This is a genomic window from Uliginosibacterium silvisoli (assembly GCF_036017035.1).
Taxonomy (GTDB): Bacteria; Pseudomonadota; Gammaproteobacteria; order Burkholderiales; family Rhodocyclaceae; genus Viridibacterium; species Viridibacterium silvisoli.
In genome coordinates this window covers 822,830-843,880 of sequence record NZ_JAYXHS010000001.1, presented here as the reverse complement: position 1 = coordinate 843,880, position 21,051 = coordinate 822,830, and the positions used below count along the sequence as shown (strand labels likewise).

The window sequence follows — 21,051 nt, the reverse complement described above, 5'->3', positions numbered from 1 at the left end:
GCGTCCCGACACAGGAGTGGTGGGTGCAGGCGCTGTATCTGGCGGCTTTGGCCGATCTCACGCTGAGCGGTTTGATCTTCGTCATCTGGCGCGTACGCCCGGGTGACCGTCACGCTTTGTACTGGTCGTTCGGGTTCGCGTCTATGGCCGGAGGCGTTGCCCTCATTGGCCATTCCATCAGCAGCCAGACCTTCTATGCGCCTGTATTGTCCGCAGCCCTGATCGCCGTTGGCCTTTCTGCATTGTGGGGCGGCACGCGCTGGCGCCTTGGCAAGCCGCAGAGCTTGCTGCAACTCGGCCTCGTCAGTGCAGCGCTCTTCGCGCCGGCTGGCCTGAGCGCATCGCCCTTGCGCGAGCACATCGTGGTTGCCGAAATGGCGAGCGTGTTCCTGTGGTGTGGCGGCGTGTTGTGGCTGCGCGTGCCCGGCCTGCGGCTCGCCGCACTGACTTTCATTGCCCGCGCAGTTTTCGTGGCCGCATTCCTTGTCGGGCGCAAACCGGGTACTGACGATCCCTTCCTGTACCTCGCCATTCTTGCGCGCGGGGCGTGCGCCCTGGGGCTCATCCACAACCTGCTCAGCGAGGCGATGCAGCAATGGAAGGCTTCCGAGGCGCTGCGCCGTTCGGGCTCCGAAGCGGCTTCGGCACGCCTGGCCTCCGTCATCGAATCGCTGAGTGACAGCATTTATGTGCGCGACGCGACGGGGCGCATCGTCATGGCCAATAGTGCCTGCGCGCGCATGTTGGGGCGGAGCGAGACGAGTGAAGTCATCGGCCATTCCGTCAGCGAACTGATTCCGGGGATGACGGAGGAATTCATCGGCAAGGAGAATGCGGATGTCCTGGGCCGGCCGGATGGCAATGAATTGCGCGACGAGACTGAGCTCAAGCGCCACGACGACGTATCGTTCCCCGTTGAACGACGCGTGTCGCGCTTTCATATCGATGACGGTCTTGCGGCGGGTGACGGCGTACTGGTGCAGATGCGCGACCTGACCGAGCGCAAGCAGTACGAAGACAAGCTCGTGCAGCAGGTAACGGTGGACGAGATCACGCAGCTGCCCAACCGCCGCATGCTGATGGATCGCCTGCATCAGGCGCTGGCCATGGCGCGTCGTGGCGGCACGGCCTGCGCCGTGATGCTGATCGATCTGGATCATTTCAAACGCATCAACGAGACGCGCGGCCACACGCTGGGCGATGCCTTGCTGGCGCGCGCCGCACAGCGTCTGCGCAATACCATGCGCGAGGCCGACACGGTGGCGCGGTTCGGTGGCGACGAGTTCGTCGTGGTGCTCACCGAGGCCGACCCCGTCGCCTCGCCGCTGCGTGTCGAGTACGCCGCGCAACGTGTCGTCGAAGCTTTCCAGCATCCCTTCGTGTTTGACGAAATGCAGGTCGTGACGACAGCCAGCGTGGGTATCGCGGTGTGGCCGGTCGACGGCGACGATGCTGACACCTTGGTACGCAATGCCGATACGGCGATGTACGAGATCAAGAAGTCCACGCGTAATGGCTTCTGCCTGTTCAACCGCGAGATGAATGTGCGCGTGCAGAACATCCTGCGTATCGATGCGCAGTTGCGCGGCGCGCTGGATCGGCAGCAGCTGCGCGTAGTGTTCCAGCCCATTGTGGACGCCACCACGCATCGCATGATGAAGGTCGAGGCGCTGTTGCGCTGGCGCAGCGCAACGCTGGGCGATGTACCGCCCGACCAGTTCATCCCGGTGGCCGAAGAGACCGGCCAGATCAACGTCATCGGTGCCTGGGTGCTTGAAGAGTCGTGTCGCAAGCTGCTGCAGTTGCAGGCGATGCGACAGGACGGCGCGCCACTGACCATGAGCGTCAATGTCTCCGCGCGCCAGCTCGTGGAGCCGGATTTCGCGAGCACGGTGGATGCCATCCTGGCGCGCACCGGCATGCCGCCCGGCCAGCTCGAACTTGAGCTCACCGAGCGCATCCTGATCGACGACAACCCGGCCGTGCTCGAGACCATTGCACAGCTGCGCAAGCGCGGCATCAGCCTGTCGCTCGATGACTTCGGCACGGGCTATTCATCGCTGAGTTACCTCACGCGCTTTGCCCTCAACACCATCAAGCTTGATCGCTCATTCGTACGCGACATCGGCAGCAACCCACAAAGTCTGGATCTGGCGACGGCGGTGATTGCGATGTGCCGCAGCCTTGGCCTGGCGCTGGTAGCGGAAGGGGTGGAAAGCGCAGATCAAGCCGATCTATTACGTCAGCGTGGCTGCCGCTTTCTGCAGGGCTATTACTTTGGCCGCCCGGTGAGTGCTGACGAGGTTGCCAGCGTCTCCGGCTTTCAGCGCGAGACCATCGCCGGCTGATTCGTGGCGGCTTGAATCGCGGGGGATGGCGTGGACAACGGTCGGGCCTCGGCTTGCAGCTGGGGCTGCATGAGCGGTCCGCTGACACGCAGCGCCACGCTGCGACCACGTAGCGTGGCCAGTGCCTTGTCGTTGCCGGTGACGCGCGTGCTCAGCAAGAGATTCATCTGGCCGCTGGTGTAGGTGATCTCGCCACTGCCCGTCAATGCCAGAGCATCGTTGCGGGCTGTGATCTTGTCGGCCACCAGTCGTGGTCCCTTTACACCGAAACTTGCCGAGATCTCACTCAAGGGTGTCGCGGCTTGCGCGGTATTGACGGGTGGTTTGCCGGCTGCCACGGCCAGCATGTCTTGCGCCAGATCGCGGCCCTGCCAGCGTGCCTGCTTGGCATACAGGCGCAATGCGCCTGTGGCTTGTTCCGGCATGGCGCTCAGGCTGGCGCCGTTGCTGCGCACATCCAGCGTGGCGTTGGTAAGGCCGCTGAGTGGCAGGGTGGTTTTTGCGTCACGCTGCAGCTCGTCGAGCTGCACTTCACGCAGGGCTTCGAACAGTGTCAGCTCCTGCTTGCCGGCGTTGTAGCTGGCACTGCCATTGAGCTTGCCGCCGTACAGACGCAGCTCGTGGTTGGCCAGGGCGAGATTCCCGTCGCTCACCAGCAAGGGCGCATGCAGGGATGTGATCTGCATGCCACCCGCGTGCAGATTCTCGGCATGCACGAGACCATCCAGCGTCCAGCCTGTGAGGCTGTGCGCAGGGGGAAGGTGCAGCCCGCGCAGGTCGACGCTGAGCAGCCGATCCAGATCGAAACGCTTGCTGTCCATGCGCGCGGTGACGCGTGGTGTGCCGGCCGCATCGTTGGCGAGGCTCAGCGCGGCATGCACCGTGTCGCTGCCGAAACTGCCATCCAGATCCAGCGTTCCGCGTGCGGCAGCGGGAGCCTGAGGCGCGATAAACCAGCTGCCTTGTCCCTTGAAGCTGGCCAGTGCGTTGCCACCGCGCAGGACAGGGTGAATCAGGGAGAGCTCGCCGCTCAACTTGTCGAGACCAAGCTTGCCCTGCTTTGCGTCATGCAGCAGGCGCGCGCGCAGCTTTCCATAGGCTCCGTTCTTGCCGTCCTTGAGTTCCAGATTGCCATCGAGCTGTGCCGCGCTGCCGTTCTGCCCGTCCGCCTTCAGCTCGGGCGTGGTCAGGCGCAGCTCGCCCGTCATGCCGGCCGCGTCCGTGTTGCGCAGCTTGAGCAGCGTCGATATGCCGTTGGCCTGCAACCCGCCTTGCCAGCCAGCGTTCTTGAATGTGGCATTCCACTGCAGCTCGAGTGCGCCACGCTTGCCATGGCCATCCAGTTGAGCGTCTGCGAGTTTCCAGGTGTCGGCTTGCCAGTCGATCAGGCCAGCGCCGAAAGTTGTGTCGATTGACTGCATGCCGGTGGTGTCGCCGACATAGCGCGCCTGCGCACCCGTCAGCGAGCCACTCGCCAGCGTGTCGCCGAAACGATAACGTCCGGAGAAACTGAGCCGGCCGGCAAGAGCGGTCTCCGGCACCATCAGCTGTGCCATCAGGCGCACGCGCCCGCCATGCCCGGCCTGCAGCGCGTCCGTACCCAGTTCCAGGTCCCGCCAGAGCCAGGAGTTGTTGCTGATGGCGTCGTCGATCACGATCCGGGCCTGGCTGAGAGCAAGTCCGTCGAGTTGCAGGGTCAGCGGCCCGTCGGAATCGAGACTGGTGAGCAGGCTCGCGCCGTTCCAGACTCCTTTGCGGTCGCGTGCCAGACGCAGGGTGAGGCCGTCGATGCGCGCGCGGCGGATTACCAGGCGATGGCGCAGCAGCGCGAGTACATCGAGTTCAAAACTCGCCTTCTGCCAGCTGGCAAAGCTGTCCGAGCGACCGATCTCGGACAGGCTTACTGCTGCAGTCTCGAGACTGGGCCAGGGGAGCAGAGCAAGGTGGACGCCGTCCTCGGCGCTCAGGGTGCGGCTGTATTCGGCTGCGACGAAATCGCGCAGTTCGCTGCTGATCTGCCGATCGCTGAAGCTGATCGAGATGAACAACAGCATGGCCGCCAGAGCCGTCGCCAGCATGCCCAGCAGGAAGCCGCTGGCGCGAATCAACAGGGTGAGGCGTGCCAGCATGGGAGGGCGGGCCGCGGGTGCCGGCGCGGCCGCAGCGGGCGAGAGGGCCTGTGTGCTCAATTGCTCGCTCAGCTGTTCGGTCTCGGCGCTGCTATCGTGCATGGTCGAAATGGCTGGGCGGGCTGTTGTGAAGGAAAGTCGGGAAAGAAACCGGTTGCACCAGTCTCCTCCAGCAGGCTCACGTTAACAGCCGCGAATCCAGCGGGCAATGTCCATGCGCCGGACGGACCGTTTGCCGCGGGACGAATCCTGTTGATTCCCCGGCCAATGCTGGCCACACTGCGGCTGGACGTTTCAAGATTCATCAACCGACAGGAGGAGTTGGCATGGGAATGTGCTCGGAATTCAAGGAGTTCGCGCTCAAGGGGAATGTGGTCGATCTGGCCGTCGGCGTCATCATCGGCGCGGCCTTCGGCAAGATTGTTGACTCGGTCGTCGGCGATCTCATCATGCCTATCGTTGGCGCGGTGATCGGCAAGATCGATTTCTCGGCGCTCTACGTGGTGCTGGGCGCAGTGCCGGCGGGCGTCGAGAACAATCTCGCGGCGCTCAAGAAGGCCGGCGTGCCCGTGCTGGCGTACGGCAACTTCATCACCATCGCCATCAACTTCCTGATCCTGGCCTTCATCATCTTCATGATGGTCAAGCAGATCAACCGCCTCAAACGCGAAACACCTGCCGCGCCTGCGGCCGAACCGGCCACGCCGGAAGACGTGCTGCTGCTGCGCGAGATCCGCGATGGTCTCAAGGCACGGCAATAAGCCAGCCGTCCCATCGACAAAAACGCCGACCTGCAGGTCGGCGTTTTTCATTCATGCCGCGACGTGTCAGTCGGCTGCTGCTTCGGTGACCGTGCCGGCTTCGTTGATATCGACGCGTTCCAGGCGATAGCCGTAGTTGTAAGTAGGGGTCAGGCGGAAGCCGTTCTCCGGGCGCAGCTGCAGCTTGCCGCGTACGCGCGAGATGTGGGTGTCGACGGTGCGCGTCGCCAGATCGGGCGAGCGACCCCAGACCGATTCCAGCAAGTGACCACGCGACAGCAGACGGCCGATGTTGCGGAACAGGAACAAGGCGAGGTCGAATTCCTTCTCCGTCATATCGACGATGGCACCGTTGAGCATGAAGTGCTTGGCATTGGTGTCCACCGTGTAGGGTGGCAGGTCGATGACGGCGTCCGGCGTGCGCGGCTTGCTGCGTCGCATGACCGCTTCGATGCGCGACAGCAGTACGCGCTGGCTGGAGGGTTTGATGATGTAGTCATCGGCACCGGCTTGCAGGCCGGCCACGATGTCGTCCTCCGCCTCGCGTGCGGTGACGAAGATGGCCGGCGTGGCGTCATGCCGTTCCTGGCGCAACCAGCGCAGGAAAGTCTCGCCGGGCTGGTCCGGCAGATTACAGTCGAGCACGTACAGGTCCACGCTTTCGCGCGATGCAAAACGCGTCAGATCGCGCGTCAGGCCAAAGGCGTGAACGTCATGCCCCTCGCCTTGCAACCAGGCTGTGACCAGCGCGGTTTGTGTCGGGTCGTCTTCGAGTAATGCGATTCTCATGCAGAGATCCTTTCCGGAGCCTGGCTCAAATGTACCTCAAGCGCTGGAGTCTGTTGATAATCATCCGCCGGATCGTGTTGAAGAGTGCCGCAAGGCATATGCTTCAACCCGGAGGGCGCGCTCAAATGAACTCGCAGGGCGGTGTTGCAGCGCCTTGTCCTGCAAGCCCATCTGAACGAGCGCGACCGGCAAATGATTGTCATCAGGCCCCACCGACATAGGGATTGGTACGTCGCTCGGTGCCAAAGTTCGACATCGGGCCGTGGCCCGGGATGAACTCTATATCGTCACCGAGCGGGAAAAGCTTATGCCGGATGGCATGTAAAAGCTGTGCGTGATTTCCGCGGGGGAAGTCCGTGCGGCCGATCGAGCCGGCGAAGAGGACGTCGCCCACCACGGCAAGGTGCGAGGGGGCGTGGTGAAAGACGATGTGACCCGGCGTATGGCCCGGGCAATGGATGACGGACAGGGTTTCGCGGCCGATGGAGACGACATCCCCGTCTTCCAGCCAACGCGTGGGCTCGAAGGGCCGGGCGGGTGGAAAGCCGAACATGCGGCTTTGCTCGGCCAGAGCGTCGATCCAGAAAGCCTCTTCGCGTTGGGGCCCTTCAATCGGCAGCTGCAGTCTGGCAGCCATTTCGCCCGTGCCCCCTGCGTGATCGATGTGACCATGCGTGAGCAGGATCTTGACCAGGCTCAGATTGCGCGCGGCAATGGCGGCCTCGATCTTCGGCAGGTCTCCGCCCGGATCGACCACGGCACACTCCAGCGTTTCGTCGCACCACAGGATGCTGCAGTTCTGGGCAAATTGCGTGACCGGGATGATGTGATATCGCAATGACATTCACGTAGCTTTCAATGCAACAGGGCGAGGAGCATGAACAGCACGGCACTGAAGGCGCTCGCCAGTACGACGGGTTTGTCGCGCAGGCTGGCGTCCCAGAAGCCTGCAGGCGCCTTCTCTGCGACTTGCTGCTCCAGATAGACAAGACGCGGGCCATCCATCACGGCATTGACGCGATAACTCGAGCGCAGGGCGAGGCGTGAGGGCGCGCCGCACACGAGAAAAACGAAATACTGCAGTGGTGCGATGCATAGTAGCCAGACGCCGCCACCCAGCGTGAAGATCAGGATCAACGGGAGAGCAAACAGGCGGTCCAGTAGCGGGGCGCCCGGCGTGTGCCGCAAATGCCCGCCGAATACCAGGATCGGCAAGCCGGCCACCTGCAGGCAAGCGCCACAGTACTGGCGCGGGTCCGCAGCGACCAGGCCGGTGTTGCGGTCCATGCCGCCCCATGCGGCAGCAAAGATCGCGGTGGTCAGCCCGATGATGGGGCCGGCATGGCGATACCAGTCGAAATAGTCGATTGCCCACGCGGCGCGGAACAGTGCGTAGTTACCCGCACACAGGATCAGCAGGACAAGCAGCCAGGCCGTCGAGTGTTTCAGATCGGGGGCTGGGTTGGTGCTCACGCTCTGTCCGCTCGACATCCGTTACAGGTGCGCGCTGCGGCCGCCGTCGACTGCGAGGATCTGGCCGGTCACGTAGTGCGCTTCGAGCAGCAGGAAGCGCACGACAACCGCGATGTCTTCGGCACGGCCTTCGCGCTTGAGCAACACGTGGTCGACGATGGCGGCGCGCTGCTCAGCGGAAAACTGTTCGTCTTCCGGCCACATGATCGCGCCGGGCGCCACGCCATTGACGCGCACCTGCGGCGCCAACTCGATGGCCATCGCGCGCGTCATGCCGGCCAGCCCGGCCTTGGCCGTCGAATACAAGGGATAGCCTGCGAGCGGACGCTCGGCGTGGATGTCGATGATATTCACGATGCTTCCGCCCGCGGCGCGCAAATGTGGCGCGGCGGCCTGACACAGGAACAGCGGCGCCTTGAGATTGCTGCCGATCAGGTCATGCCAATGGGATTCGTCGATGCTGCCCAGCGCCGTCGGGAAAAAACTGGAGGCGTTGTTGACCAGGCCATCGAGCCGGCCGAAGTGTGTGACAACCGCTTCGACCAGTGGCGCGAGTTCGGCGGACTCGAGCAGGTTGGCCGCAAATGCATGGGCTGAGCCGGGGCGTATTGCGTTGAGTCGTTCGCACAGCGCATGCGCATCCCGGCCGGAGATGCGGTAATGCACGGCAATGCGGCAACCTGCGGCATGCAGGGCTTCGGCAATGCCTGCGCCGACGCGTCGTCCAGCACCGGTGACGAGGACGACCCGCTCATTGTTCGGCGGCGTGCTGCTCAACTCGCCTCCCAGGTGACGGCTTCCTTGTCACGCAAGGCGTACTGGAAGAGTTCGAGCAGAGGCGGGATGCGCTGCGCCAGAGCCACAGGTGCGGCCATGCCTTTCGGCGCATCCTCGTCCTCCTCTTCGTTGCTGGCGGGGGCCTTGGCGCGATCCGCCGTAGCGGCCGCGCTCAGCGCAGCAATGGCAGCGGGCAGTTGTTCGACCGTCACGATGCCACGAGGGTCTTGCGCGTCCTTGCCAATGAGTTCCAGCATCTGCTGGCCGATTTTGCCCAGCATCAGCACATCGGCTGCTGCGCGGGACGTGAAGGTAATCAACATGGGTTCGGACCTTTCGATGATGCGGAGTCTGGGCGAGGTTCATGGCCTTGCGGCACCACGAGCGCCCAAAGATAGCCGAGATTGCCGTACATGGGGCCGCGATGGGCGGTTTTGATCCGTGCGTGCAAGCAGCAGCCCGAAGCTAGTCGCACTTGTTCGCCTTGCGGTGGATCAGTACCGGCCAGACGTACTTGAAAGACTCGGCACTGGTGCACGACGTGTGGCATTGGGAGAACGATACGACGGCTGTCTCGCCCTGTTCCCACATGCGGGCGGTACAACCCGTGGCGCGGTTGACGAGTTCGACCGAGGGCGTGGACTTGGTCTGGACCATGCCTGACATCTCGAAAATGCAGCGCCCCTTGTTCGGGTCTGGAATGTCGACGAGTACGCGCATCTGGCGCACGACGCCTGCCTTGATCTCGATCACCGCGTCACCCTTGTAGCCGGTTTCGTTGGCGAAATTGCAGCGCGAATTGACTTCCAGCGGGCGGGTGGGAGGCAGGGAAATGGTCTTGCCGCCCAGCAGGCGCGAACGCACTCCGGCTACGCCCGCCGGCCGGCCGGCGACGTCTTGCCCCGAGCCCGGGGGCGGCGTAATGACGGTGGCAATAGGCACTTCCTTGCTTGCCACGGCCGGAGCGGCTACGGGTTCGACGGGCTTGACCGGTTCAGGCGTGCTGCTGCAAGCACTCAGGCACAGCAGCAATGCCGTGGTGAGAGGTTTGGCGCGGGCAAGAAATTCATGCATGTTCAATTGTCTCCATGGCTGAACAAACCGGTTGCGCACAGCTTCGGAGGCTGTTCTGCGCATGCAGAGCTTTACATCGGTAGATCGGGGCGCAATTGTCTGAGCAAGTCTTGTGGCAACTTACCGGCCAGCTCGCAGGAAAGCACGCTCCGATCGCTCTCCGGTCCGTCCGGACGGATGACCAGCCAGCGATGCGGTGTCGGGTCGGTCGGGAAGTCCTCGTCGGCGGTGCAGGCATGGTCGTGCCACTTGCCGTCCCGCCAGGTCTCCTCGATGCAGAACACGCCTTCCTTGGGCGCCGTGCTCGGTTGCAGGCGTTTGCCGATGGCCGGCGCGATGCGGACCATGGCGTCGCGGATATTCGCCGGACTGGCGGCGACGTAGAAACCCCAGCCGACAAAGCCAACGCCGGCATCAGCAAAGCGCGACCAGGCCGACAGGTCGGCATCGAACCAGCCTTCCAGCGGCAGGCCGCTGATCTGGGGCGGTTTTGCGAATTCGACGGCGGCCTTGGTGCTGTTGCCGCTGTACTCTTTCGGACTGCGATCCTCAACCTTGAAGCTGGCGAGTTTGCCGACGCGGATGAAGGAAGGCTCCTTTTTCCAGCGCGCCGCATCAGCGGTCAATGCCTTGAACAGACTGCCGTTGCAGGCCGAGTGGGCAGCGAGCACGGCGCGGCCGGTATCTGTGGCGGCGTGGGCTGGCGCACAGAACAGGCTGCAGACTACGAGCAGGGGGCGAAAACACAGCCGGAGACACATGTTCAAGGCTCCTCGATGTTCGTGCCCGGGGGCGGGCGTGGCGCTACTTGGGTTGCTGCAGATGCCAGTCTGTCGCTTGCTGCAAACGATGTGCCACGCCCAGCAGACGTGCTTCGGCGAAGTAATTGCCGATCAGTTGCAGCCCGACCGGCAGGCCTTCAGCCGAAAACCCCGCTGGCGTCGACAAGGCCGGCAGCCCTGCCAGATTGACGGCGATGGTGTAGATATCGGCCAGATACATCTGAACTGGATCGTCGGCCATCTGGCCGAGACCCCAGGCGGCCGTCGGCGCCACCGGGCCGGCGATGATGTCGCAGGATTGCAACGCTTGCTGGAAGTCCTGTGCGATCAGGCGGCGCAGCTGCTGCGCCTTGATGTAGTAGGCGTCGTAGTAGCCGTGCGACAGCACGTAGGCACCGACGAGAATGCGGCGCTTCACTTCGGCACCGAAACCTTCGGCACGACTGCGCATGTACATGGCATCTAGCGGCGAAGTCTTCGGGCCGACCAGATCCTTGTAGTCGGCGGCGCGGTGGCCATAGCGCACGCCATCGAAACGCGACAGGTTGCTTGAGGCTTCAGCGGGGGCGATAACGTAGTAGGCCGGAATCGCCAGATGCGTGTTCGGCAGGCTCACCTCGACCGTGGTCGCGCCGAGCTTGCGCAGCTCGGCCAGCGCGCCTTCGATAGCGGCGCGCACGTCAGCAGCGAGGCCCTCGCCGAAATACTCCTTGGGCAGACCGATGCGGAGGCCGTCGAGTGGCTTGTCCAAGTCGGCCGTGTAGTCTTCCTTGGCGCGCTCAAGGCTTGTCGAATCGCGCGTATCGAAGCCCGCCATGTGGTTGAGCAGCAGCGCGCAGTCTTCCGCCGTGTGGGCCATCGGGCCGCCCTGATCGAGCGAGCTGGCGTAAGCGATCATGCCGTAGCGCGACACCACGCCGTAGGTCGGCTTGATGCCGGTGATGCCGCACAGGCCGGCAGGCTGGCGGATCGAGCCGCCGGTGTCGGTACCGGTTGCTGCTGGCACCATGCCTGCAGCAACAGCCGCGGCCGAACCGCCCGAGCTGCCACCGGGTACACGGTCCAGTTTCCAGGGATTTTTCACCGCACCGTAGAACGAACTCTCGCTGGTCGAGCCCATCGCGAATTCATCCAGATTGGTCTTGCCGAGGCTGATCGTGCCAGCCGCCTTGAGCTGGCTGACGACGGTCGCGTCGTACGGGCTGACGAAGTTTGCCAGCATCTTCGAGCCGCAAGTTGTGAGCACGCCTTCGGTACAGAAGAGGTCCTTGTGCGCGATCGGCACGCCGGTCAGCGGCGACGCGTTGCCTGCAGCGATCGCCTTGTCGGCCACATCGGCAGCGGCCAGCGCACCGTCACGATCCACTGTGATGAAAGCATTCACCGAGGCGTTGGTCGCGTCGATGCGATCGAGGTACTGGCCGACCAGCTCGCGGCTGGAGACTTTTTTCTGCGCCAGCGCATCGGCCAGCGACTTGATGGTTTGCACGGTCATTTCGTCTGTACGTAGCCCAGCCCGATCTCGACGTGGTCGATCAAGGCGTGGATGAACTTGATGTGGATTTCCTGAATGCGATCGGCATAGCCGAAATGCGGCACGATTATCTCCGCGTCGGCGAGGCCCTTCATCTTGCCGCCGTCCTTGCCGGACAGCAGGATGACCTTCATCTGGCGTTCCTTCGCTGCCTTGATGGCGGCGAGGATGTTGCCGGAATTGCCGCTGGTGGAGATGCCGAGAAACACGTCGCCAGCGCGTCCGAGCGCTTCGACCTGACGCGAGAAAATGAACTCGAAACCATAGTCGTTGCCGACACAGGTGATGTGCGAGGGATCGGAGACGCACAGCGCGGCGAGGGCCGGGCGGTTGTCGCGGTAGCGGCCGGAGAGTTCTTCGGCGAAGTGCATGGCGTCGCAATGCGAGCCGCCGTTACCGGCACTGATGACCTTGCCGCCGGATTTCAGGCATTCGACGAGCAGATCTCCCGCTTTGGTGACCTGGCCCAGCAAGGCTTCATCCTTGACGACGCGGGCCAGCAGTTCGCTGGCTTCCTGCAGATGTTGGGAAAGACGGGACATGGGGACTCCTTTTTGCCGGGTTCCGGGCTGTCGGAACGCGGTCTTGATGTTTGTTTACTCGATGACCTTGGGGACGAGGTAGAGGCCGCGTTCGGCTTCCGGCGCCACGGCCTGAAAGGCTTCACGGCGGTTGGTTTCGGTCACGGCATCGGGGCGCAGGCGTTGCACGACATCCTGTGGATGCGACATCGGCGCGACGCCGCTGGTGTCGACAGCCTGCATCTGTTCGATCAGGCCGAAAATGCTGGAGAGCTTGGCCTGGGTGGCTTCTGCGTCTTGCGGGGTGAGTTCGATGCGTGCCAGGCGCGCAATGCGGCCGACTTCTTCGAGGGTCAGGGACATGATAGGCGGGCCAAAACTAGGTGATTGCGGGCTTATTTCACGTTGTCTATTAGGGTAACATAGCCGACTATTTTGATAGTCCGGCGCCTCGTATCCGCTGGCGCGACATCGGTTTTACCCGCGACGGTGCTCTCCGGCGAGGCTGGAAGACCAGATCAAATCAGCACCAAACTGCCCCAACTGTTATTGGACACTTCATGTTCGGACTCCTGCGCTCCTACTTTTCCAACGATCTGGCGATTGACCTGGGTACCGCCAATACCCTGATTTACGTGCGCGGCAAGGGTATCGTCCTCGACGAACCGTCGGTGGTGGCGATCCGCACCGAGGGCGGACCCAACCAGAAAAAAACGATCCAGGCCGTGGGCGCGGCTGCCAAGCAGATGCTTGGCAAGACGCCCGGCAACATCATCGCCATCCGCCCGATGAAAGACGGCGTGATCGCCGACTTCACCGTCACCGAGCAGATGCTCAAGCAATTCATCAAGCGCGTGCATGACACGCGCCTGTTCTCGCCCAGCCCGCGCATCATCATCTGTGTGCCGTGTGGCTCGACCCAGGTCGAACGCCGCGCGATCCGCGAATCGGCGCTCGGCGCCGGCGCCTCGCAGGTGTACCTGATCGAAGAGCCGATGGCTGCCGCCATCGGTGCCGATCTGCCAGTGTCGGACGCAACCGGTTCGATGGTGGTCGACATCGGCGGCGGTACGACCGAAGTCGGCGTGATCTCGCTGGGCGGCATGGTGTACGCCGGCTCGGTGCGCGTCGGTGGTGACAAATTCGACGAAGCCATCGTCAATTACATCCGCCGCAACTACGGCATGCTGATCGGCGAAACTACGGCCGAATCCATCAAGAAGGAAATCGGTTCGGCCTTCCCCGGCTCCGAAGTCAAAGAGATGGAAGTCAAGGGTCGCAACCTCGCCGAGGGCATTCCGCGCAGCTTCACGATCAGCAGCAACGAGATTCTCGAAGCGCTGACCGAGCCGCTCAATGCCATCGTTTCCGCCGTCAAGAACGCCCTCGAAAAGACACCGCCGGAACTGGGTGCCGATATTGCTGAACGCGGCATGGTACTGACCGGTGGTGGCGCTCTGCTGCGTGACATCGACCGTCTGCTGATGGAAGAAACCGGCCTGCCGGTGATCGTTGCAGAGGAGCCTTTGACTTGCGTGGTGCGTGGTTCTGGCATTGCGCTGGAGAAGATGGACAAGCTCGGTACGATCTTCGCGTCCGAGTAAGGAGCAGGGAGTGAGCCGCAAGGCGTTGAAATTCGGGGGCGGCGTTGCCGCCCTTGGTCGTCAGGGACTGCTGAAGGTGCGTGCTTTGACTCCTCTCCTTTCCCTTTTCACTCCTCACTGAATCAATGGCCACATCCACCGGACACCAGCCGCCACCCTTTTTCCGGCGCGGCCTGCCGCTCTCGGCCAAACTCACGATCTACGTTGCCCTGTCGCTGGCGCTGCTGGTGGGCGATCTGCAGATGAGCTACCTGACGACCCTGCGTCAGGGCGTGGCAATCCTGACCTACCCCTTGCAGATTGCCGCTGCGACGCCGGCGGAGTTTGCGCGCAATGTTTCCAACTACTTCAACGGGCTGATCTCACTGCAGCGCGAGAATGAGCGCCTGCGCGCGGATCGCCTGCAGGCCGCCAAGCAACTGCTGCGCAGCACCCAGCTGGAGCAGGAGAACACCGAGTTGCGTGGTCTGCTCGACATGCGCGAGCGGGTGAAAGTCACCTCCATTGCGGCGGAAGTGCTTTTTACTGCGCGCGATCCATTCTCGCGCAAGGTGATTCTCGACAAGGGTGGCAACCAGGGGGTGGAGCCGGGGCTGGCCGTGGTCGATGCGGCCGGGGTGCTCGGTCAGGTGACGCGGGTGTTCCCGTTGCATGCCGAGGTGACCCTGCTGTCCGACAAGGAGCAGGCGATTCCGGTGCTGATCGAGCGCAGTGGTCTGCGTGCAGTGATGTTCGGCACAGGATCAGGCCTTACCGAGCTGCGCTATCTGGCGGCGAACGCCGACGTGCGCGTGGGTGACCGCATCCTGACTTCCGGCCTGGATGGCGTCTTTGTGCCCGGCCTGCCGGTGGCGACTGTGATTCGCGCCAGCCGCGATGCGGCGGAATCTTTCGGCCGGATCTTGTGCCTGCCGATCGGTGGCGTCGAACGTAGTGGTGATGTGCTGGTGCTGGGGCGTGCCGGCGCTTTGCCGAAACGGCCGCAGGAAGAGGCGCTGGACCCGCGTCGTACGGCAGCGGGTCGCATCAGCCAGCGCCATGAGTCCGAGCATGGGCAGTCTGCGCCCGCTGCCGCGCAATCGGCGGCACAGGCTGCGCCTGCCGTTTCTCATTCCGCACCGGTCGCAGCGCCACGTCCGGCAGCGAGCGCACCCGTTGCGGCCAGTAGTGCAGCACGCGTCGTGCGACCCGCGTCGAGCAGTTCGGCTGCGCCGCACAGCGCGTCTGAAAGTGCACCGAAAGGAGGCAACTGATGATGCCAACCCATCGCTCCAGCCGCATCCTGCTGCCGGTGCGCGCAAATTTCATAACGATCTCGCTGATCGTCGCGCTGGTGCTGCACTTCATTCCGATGGGGCGCTTCTATGCGATCCCGGATTTCGTGGCGCTGGTGCTGGCCTTCTGGTGCGTACGTGAGCCGCTGCGTGTGGGCATGGGGACGGGGTTCGTTCTCGGTGTGATCGTCGACGTGGCGCATGGCGCCGTGATGGGCCAGCACGCGCTGGCGTATGTGCTGCTCGCTTACGCCAGCAATGTGATGTCGCGGCGCCTGCTGTGGTTTTCGCCGGGCGCGCAGGCGCTGCACATGGTGCCGTTGATCCTCATGGCGCAACTGGTGATGCTGCTGGTGCGCATGCTGGTCGGCGGCCGCTTCCCCGGTTGGGATTACTTCTTCTCCACGTTTACGACCGCCGCGCTGTGGATGCCCGTGCATTTCCTGCTGTTGATTCCGCAGATGCGCCCGATCGATCGCGACGACAACCGGCCTATCTGAGTGAAGAGTCCGCGCGAGACCGGTTCATTCACCCGCGCCGTTTTTGCTTCGCACTTTTCACTCCTTACGCGTCTCTAAGCAACAATGGAATTCAAGCCGCCAGAACAGGAACTCAACCGCTTCCGCGCCCGTGTGGCCGTGGCAGGTGTGTTCGTGCTGATCTGCTTCGGTCTGGTGCTGTCGCGTTTCGTTTACCTGCAGATCGTCAAGCACGACTACTACTCGACGCGCGCCGAAGAGAACCGCATCTCGCTGGTGCCCATCGTGCCGAATCGCGGCCTGATCGTGGATCGCAACGGCATCGTGCTGGCGCGCAACTACTCGGCTTACACGCTGGAAATCACGCCGTCCAAGGTGCGTAACCTTGAAGGCACGATAGACGAGCTGTCTGAAGTCATCGAGGTGCAGCAGAAGGATCGCAAGCGCTTCCGCAAGCTGCTCGACGAAAGCAAGAATTTCGAATCGTTGCCGATCCGTACACGCTTGACGGATACGGAGGTGGCGCGTTTCATCGCGCAGCGCTACCGTTTTCCCGGCGTCGAAATCAAGGCGCGCCTGTTCCGCCAGTATCCGCGTGGTGAGCTGGCATCGCATGCGTTGGGCTACATCGGCCGCATCAACAAGAAGGAGGCCGACGTCATCGAAGAAGATGACGAGATGGCGGCCAACTATCGGGGCACCGACCACATCGGCAAGATAGGTCTCGAACAGAGCTACGAGAACTATCTGCACGGCGTGACGGGGTTCGAGCAGGTCGAGGTGGACGCGTCTGGCCGCGCGGTGCGAGGCCTCAGCCGCACGCCCCCCATCCCTGGCGACAATCTGATCCTGACCATGGATGCCGAACTGCAGAAGATCGTCGACCAAGCCTTCGGTGAGCGGCGCGGGGCGCTGGTGGCCATCGAGCCCGGTACGGGCGGCATTCTCGCGCTGGTGTCGAAACCTACCTTCGACCCGAATCTGTTCGTTGATGGCATCGATCCGCAGAACTGGGATGCGCTGAACACGTCGCCAGACAAGCCGCTGCTACACCGCGCGATCTACTCGGCTTACCCGCCGGGTTCGACTTTCAAGCCCTACATGGCGCTCGCTGCGCTGATGACCGGAAAGCGCACGCCCAACCAGGCGATCTACGACCCGGGGTATTACGTTTTTGGCAACAACACCTTCCGCGACGACAAGAAGGGCGGACATGGCACGGTCGACATGTACAAGTCCATCGTGCAGTCCTGCGATACCTACTACTACATCCTGGCCAATGACATGGGCATCGACCTGATTGCCAGCACCATCGGACAGTTCGGTTTTGGCGCGAAGACCGGCATCGACATGCAGGGCGAGGCCGAGGGCGTGCTGCCGTCACCGGCATGGAAGAAACGACGCTTCAAGAAGCCTGAGCAGCAGAAGTGGTATGCCGGCGAGACGATCTCCATCGGGATCGGTCAGGGCTACAACTCCTACACGATCCTGCAGATGGCGCATGCCATGGCCACCGTGGCGGCTGGTGGCGTGATGTTCAAGCCCCACCTGGTGCGCTATATCGAGGATGCAAAGAGCGGCAAGCGGACACCGATCGAGCCGACACCGATCAAGACCATCCCGATTGCGCCCGAGCATCTGGCTGTCATCAAGCAGGCCATGGTCGGCGTGAACAAGGCGGGTACTGGCGCGCGTGCTTTCGCAGGGGCCGAATACGAATCCGCGGGCAAGACCGGCACGGCGCAGGTCTATTCGCTGAAGGGCGCCAAGTACAAGGAAGGCGATGTGATGATGCATCTGCGCGATCACGCGCTGTTCATCGCGTTTGCGCCCGTGGAAAACCCGAAAATTGCGCTGGCATTGATTGTGGAGAATGGCGGCTTCGGCGCTGCCGCTGCGGCACCGATTGCACGCCAGGTGCTGGACTATTACCTGCTCGGCAAGCGCCCGGCAGGTCCGGCCGCTGAAGTCGACGCGGAGGACGAGTAATGAATTTTGATCCCGTCGCGTGGATCCGCCGCTTGTTCGCGCCGATCGATCCTTGGTTGTTCGGCATCCTGACCGCGACGCTGGCTGGCGCTTTTGTCGTCATGATGAGTGCCTCGCCGGAGCGCTTCCAGTCGCACTGCATGAACATCCTCGTCGGTCTAACGGTGCTGTGGGTGACGGCCCACATGCGGCCGCAGAACCTCTACAACCTTGCCTTGCCGCTATACGTGGTGGGTGTGCTGCTGCTGGTTGCGGTGGCACTCGTCGGCGAGAGCTCAAAAGGTGCGCAGCGCTGGTTGAACCTCGGCGTGGCGCGTATCCAGCCGTCCGAACTGATGAAGATCGCCATGCCGCTGATGCTGGCCTGGTACTTCCAGAAGCGCGAGGGCAGTCTAAAGTGGCGGGACTTCGTGGTGGCGACCGCGTTGCTGGCGGTGCCCGTCGGCCTGATCGCCAAGCAGCCGGACCTCGGCACCGCGCTGCTCGTGCTGGGCGCAGGCATCTTCGTGATTTTCTTCGCGGGCCTGTCGTGGAAGCTGATTGTGCCGGTGACCTTGATCGGCGTTGCCGGCGTCGTCGGCATCATCATGTACCAGACGCAGATCTGCCAGCCAGACGTAAAGTGGCCGGGGATGAAGGAGTACCAGAAGCATCGCGTGTGCACCTTGCTGGATCCTTCCTCCGATCCCCTTGGCAAAGGCTTCCATACCATCCAGTCGACCATTGCGGTCGGTTCCGGTGGCGTGTTCGGCAAGGGTTGGCGTGAAGGTACGCAGGCGCATCTGGACTTCCTGCCGGAACGTCACACCGACTTCATCCTTGCCGTGCTGTCGGAGGAGTTCGGCCTGATCGGCGTCATCGTGCTGACCATCCTCTACGGCATGCTCATCGCGCGCGGCCTGGCGATTGCTGCCAACGCGCCGAACCTGTTCGGGCGCTTGCTGGCCGGCGCCATCACCATGACTTTTTTCTGTTATGCATTTGTCAATATGGGCATGGTCAGCGGCATCCTGCCCGTGGTCGGCGTGCCGCTGCCTTTCGTGAGCTACGGTGGTACCGCACTGGTGACGCTCTGTCTGGGCGTTGGCGTACTGATGAGTGTGCGGCGTTACCGCCTGCGCACCGCTGGTGGAGCCTGAGCGTGCGCGCACATTGTCGCAAGCTCCTGCCCGCCGCGATGACGATCCTGCTGGCCGCTTGCGCCGGAACGCCGACGACCGATGTCGACTCGCATGCCACCAGGCCGCCTGCTCCGACAGCACAGCCAGGTGACACACGACCCGTGCCAGCGGCGCCCGCGCCGATGCCCTCGGTAACCAGGAAAGGTGGCGGTTACTACAAGGACGATGGCCCCGGCGACAATCCGCCGCCGGACATGGCGAGCATTCCCGATGCCGATCCGAAGCTCGAGCCGCTGCACCGTTTTGCCAATCGTCCCTATGCCGCACTTGGGCAGAACTATGTGCCGCGGCAGGAGCTGACGCCTTACAAGGAGATCGGCATTGCCAGCTGGTATGGGCGGCGTTTTCACGGTGCGCGTACCTCTAGTGGCGAACGCTACGACATGTATGGCATGACGGCCGCACATCCGACCTTGCCGATCCCCAGTTACGCGCGCGTCACCAACGTGGCGAACGGCAAGACGGTGGTGGTGCGCATCAACGATCGCGGCCCATTCCACAATGACCGCGTGATTGATCTGTCTTACACGGCCGCCTGGAAGCTCGGCTACGTGTCGAAAGGTTCGACACGCGTCGAGGTCGAGGCCATCGTGCCGGAGGGGGTGACCGTGATCGGCAAGAGTGCGCCGCCCGCTCCGAACGTCGTGACAGCGACGCCGCTGCCGCAGGAGGTGGCTGTCGTCTCACCCGCGCCTGCGCCGACGGCATCTGGCACCGGGCAAGCCGTTCTTGCGCCACCGGTTGCGGAAGTTGCCGCCCCTCCCGTATCAACGCCACCCGCGGGGATCTACCTGCAGCTGGGCGCTTTCAGCAGCAATCGCAACGCTGAGGATTTTCGCGCCTACGCTCTGCAGGAGCTGGGCAATCTGAAGCAGCAATTGTTCGTGGTCGAAGATCAGGAACGATTTCGCCTGCAACTGGGTCCATTCAGCAGCGCTGACGCCGCGAGGGAAATGTCCGATCGCGTCGCGGGCCGACTCAAGCTGAAGCCCTTCGTCGTGCAACGCTGATTGCAGTCCGTATTTGACAGCCCTGACTGCTCCTTTCTTGAAGCTCTTCCCGATTTTCCGGTTCCTTTTCCATGAAGTCTCTGACCACTATTTCCCTGCTGCTGTGCCTCATGCTGGCAGTGCCTGCCGAAGCGGCACCGAAACACACACCGTCTGCCGACAAGAAGACCGCCGCGCGCAAGTCTGACGCCACGCCAGCTCCAGCCCCCGTGGCAGGCACAGCCCTCGCGGGTGTAACGCCACCGCTCCTCGCCGCACGTTCGTGGCTCTTGCTCGATACCGGCAGCAATCAGGTGCTGGCCTCGCTGAGGCCGGACGAACGCGCCGAGCCCGCATCCCTGACCAAGCTGATGACGGCCTACGTGGTGTTTGGTGCGCTGCGCGCCAAGAGCATCAAGCTCGACCAGCAGGTACCGGTTTCCGAGAATGCCTGGCGCATGGTCAAGTCCGGTTCGGCAATGTTCATCGAACCACGCAAACCGCTGACCGTCGATGAGGCCATTCACGGTGTCATCATCCAGTCCGGTAATGACGCTTGTGTAGCGCTGGCGGAGCTGGTGGCAGGCAGCGAACAGAATTTCGTTACGTTGATGAATCGTGAAGCGAAGCGCCTGGGCCTTACCAATACGCAGTTCAGGAATGCGACGGGGCTTACCGAAGACGGGCACTACAGCACGCCGCGCGACATGGGCAAGATTGCTGCAGCCATCATCCGCGACTTTCCGGAGTACTTCCCGATCTATTCGCAGAAGCAGTTCAGCTACAACAAGATCACCCAACCCAATCGCAACCGTCTGTTGTGGCTCGATCCGACAGTGGATGGCATGAAGACGGGCCATACGGACGCAGCCGGGTTCTGTCTCGTCGCCACTGCGCACCGCGGTCCGCGTCGCCTTATCTCTGTCGTGATGGGCACGGCTTCAGACAGCGTGCGTGCCGAAGAGTCGCAGAAGCTGCTCAACTTCGGCTTCATCGCCTATGACACGGTGCGCTTCTTCGCCTCCGGTCAGCCGATGCGCAGTTTGCAGGTATGGCAGGGCAAGACGGACACCGTGCCGGTCGGTTTCACGAGTGACGTGACGGCATCGGTGCCGAAGGACCGCGCCAATGACGTCAAGCTGCAGTTCGAATCGCGCCAGCCACTGAAAGCACCGCTGCCTTTCGGCACTGCTGTCGGCACGCTGCGCATGACGCTCGATGGACAGGCATTGGGCGACTTCCCGGCAGTGACGCTGGAAGACGTGGCGCAAGCCAACTGGTTCGGACGCACCTGGGATGCGATGCGCTTGTGGTTCAAGTAAAGAACAGCTGATACAAAAAAGCCCG

At 63.0% G+C, this 21,051-nt stretch carries 20 protein-coding genes; 9 read left to right on the top strand and 11 right to left on the bottom strand.

Going from position 1 to position 21,051, the window contains the following annotated elements; all coding sequences use genetic code 11:
• Window positions 1–23 precede the first annotated feature (23 nt).
• The gene (locus VVD49_RS03855; RefSeq protein WP_327597807.1) at window positions 24–2,348 is read left to right on the top strand and encodes a putative bifunctional diguanylate cyclase/phosphodiesterase; all 2,325 of its coding nucleotides are present in this window, start codon (window positions 24–26) and stop codon (window positions 2,346–2,348) included.
• Here the strand turns inward: VVD49_RS03855 and VVD49_RS03850 are convergent.
• The gene (locus VVD49_RS03850) at window positions 2,324–4,579 is read right to left on the bottom strand and encodes an AsmA family protein (RefSeq protein WP_327597806.1); all 2,256 of its coding nucleotides are present in this window, start codon (window positions 4,577–4,579) and stop codon (window positions 2,324–2,326) included. The genes VVD49_RS03855 and VVD49_RS03850 overlap by 25 nt on opposite strands.
• Before the next feature lie 224 nt (window positions 4,580–4,803).
• Here VVD49_RS03850 and mscL point away from each other — a divergent pair, with 224 nt between their 5' ends.
• A complete protein-coding gene (gene mscL, locus VVD49_RS03845; protein WP_327597805.1) occupies window positions 4,804–5,238 on the top strand; it encodes a large conductance mechanosensitive channel protein MscL in 435 nt (144 codons plus the stop codon).
• Between the two features lie 66 nt (window positions 5,239–5,304).
• Here the strand turns inward: mscL and VVD49_RS03840 are convergent, their stop codons facing one another.
• The 10 genes from VVD49_RS03840 to gatC all read right to left on the bottom strand — a co-directional run bounded on the left by VVD49_RS03840 (window position 5,305) and on the right by gatC (window position 12,551).
• Window positions 5,305–6,027 (bottom strand): response regulator transcription factor, encoded by a 723-nt coding sequence (locus VVD49_RS03840; RefSeq protein WP_327597804.1) that lies wholly within the window; start codon window positions 6,025–6,027, stop codon window positions 5,305–5,307.
• A gap of 202 nt (window positions 6,028–6,229) precedes the next feature.
• Window positions 6,230–6,871: an MBL fold metallo-hydrolase gene (locus tag VVD49_RS03835; RefSeq protein WP_327597803.1), complete on the bottom strand. Its 642-nt coding sequence runs from the start codon at window positions 6,869–6,871 to the stop codon at window positions 6,230–6,232.
• A gap of 11 nt (window positions 6,872–6,882) precedes the next feature.
• Window positions 6,883–7,500, bottom strand: a complete 618-nt coding sequence (locus tag VVD49_RS03830) for a hypothetical protein (RefSeq protein ID WP_327597802.1) — start codon at window positions 7,498–7,500, stop codon at window positions 6,883–6,885.
• A 21-nt stretch (window positions 7,501–7,521) separates the two neighbouring features.
• Window positions 7,522–8,277 (bottom strand): pteridine reductase, encoded by a 756-nt coding sequence (locus VVD49_RS03825; protein WP_327597801.1) that lies wholly within the window; start codon window positions 8,275–8,277, stop codon window positions 7,522–7,524.
• Window positions 8,274–8,600, bottom strand: a complete 327-nt coding sequence (locus tag VVD49_RS03820; protein ID WP_327597800.1) for a DUF1840 domain-containing protein — start codon at window positions 8,598–8,600, stop codon at window positions 8,274–8,276. Before VVD49_RS03820 ends, VVD49_RS03825 begins: the two co-directional genes overlap by 4 nt.
• Window positions 8,601–8,742: 142 nt before the next feature.
• Window positions 8,743–9,351, bottom strand: a complete 609-nt coding sequence (locus VVD49_RS03815; protein ID WP_327597799.1) for a hypothetical protein — start codon at window positions 9,349–9,351, stop codon at window positions 8,743–8,745.
• A gap of 71 nt (window positions 9,352–9,422) precedes the next feature.
• On the bottom strand, window positions 9,423–10,112 hold the full coding sequence (locus VVD49_RS03810) for a hypothetical protein (RefSeq protein ID WP_327597798.1): 690 nt from the start codon (window positions 10,110–10,112) through the stop codon (window positions 9,423–9,425).
• A 43-nt stretch (window positions 10,113–10,155) separates the two neighbouring features.
• Window positions 10,156–11,628 carry an Asp-tRNA(Asn)/Glu-tRNA(Gln) amidotransferase subunit GatA gene (gene gatA, locus VVD49_RS03805; protein ID WP_327597797.1) on the bottom strand — a complete coding sequence of 491 codons (1,473 nt, stop codon included), beginning with the start codon at window positions 11,626–11,628 and terminating at the stop codon, window positions 10,156–10,158.
• A complete protein-coding gene (lpcA, locus tag VVD49_RS03800) occupies window positions 11,625–12,209 on the bottom strand; it encodes a D-sedoheptulose 7-phosphate isomerase (RefSeq protein ID WP_327597796.1) in 585 nt (194 codons plus the stop codon). Before lpcA ends, gatA begins: the two co-directional genes overlap by 4 nt.
• Window positions 12,210–12,263: 54 nt before the next feature.
• Window positions 12,264–12,551, bottom strand: coding sequence for an Asp-tRNA(Asn)/Glu-tRNA(Gln) amidotransferase subunit GatC (gatC, locus tag VVD49_RS03795; RefSeq protein WP_327597795.1), 288 nt, complete (start codon window positions 12,549–12,551; stop codon window positions 12,264–12,266).
• A 197-nt stretch (window positions 12,552–12,748) separates the two neighbouring features.
• Between gatC and VVD49_RS03790 the strand changes: the two genes are divergently transcribed.
• From VVD49_RS03790 to VVD49_RS03760, 7 genes are all read left to right on the top strand, one after another.
• Complete coding sequence (locus VVD49_RS03790; protein ID WP_327597794.1) at window positions 12,749–13,792, top strand: rod shape-determining protein; 1,044 nt, start codon at window positions 12,749–12,751, stop codon at window positions 13,790–13,792.
• 125 nt (window positions 13,793–13,917) lie between these two features.
• Window positions 13,918–15,045, top strand: a complete 1,128-nt coding sequence (gene mreC / locus VVD49_RS03785) for a rod shape-determining protein MreC (protein ID WP_327597793.1) — start codon at window positions 13,918–13,920, stop codon at window positions 15,043–15,045.
• Window positions 15,045–15,566: a rod shape-determining protein MreD gene (gene mreD, locus VVD49_RS03780; protein WP_327597792.1), complete on the top strand. Its 522-nt coding sequence runs from the start codon at window positions 15,045–15,047 to the stop codon at window positions 15,564–15,566. The genes mreC and mreD overlap by 1 nt, the downstream gene beginning before the upstream one ends.
• 84 nt (window positions 15,567–15,650) lie before the next feature.
• Window positions 15,651–17,534, top strand: a complete 1,884-nt coding sequence (gene mrdA / locus VVD49_RS03775) for a penicillin-binding protein 2 (RefSeq protein WP_327597791.1) — start codon at window positions 15,651–15,653, stop codon at window positions 17,532–17,534.
• A complete protein-coding gene (gene rodA, locus VVD49_RS03770) occupies window positions 17,534–18,673 on the top strand; it encodes a rod shape-determining protein RodA (protein WP_327597790.1) in 1,140 nt (379 codons plus the stop codon). The genes mrdA and rodA overlap by 1 nt, the downstream gene beginning before the upstream one ends.
• A 2-nt stretch (window positions 18,674–18,675) precedes the next feature.
• Window positions 18,676–19,725 (top strand): septal ring lytic transglycosylase RlpA family protein, encoded by a 1,050-nt coding sequence (locus VVD49_RS03765; protein ID WP_327597789.1) that lies wholly within the window; start codon window positions 18,676–18,678, stop codon window positions 19,723–19,725.
• A 71-nt stretch (window positions 19,726–19,796) separates the two neighbouring features.
• Entirely contained in the window at window positions 19,797–21,026 is a 1,230-nt protein-coding gene (locus tag VVD49_RS03760; protein ID WP_327597788.1) for a D-alanyl-D-alanine carboxypeptidase family protein, read from the top strand.
• Window positions 21,027–21,051 lie beyond the last annotated feature (25 nt).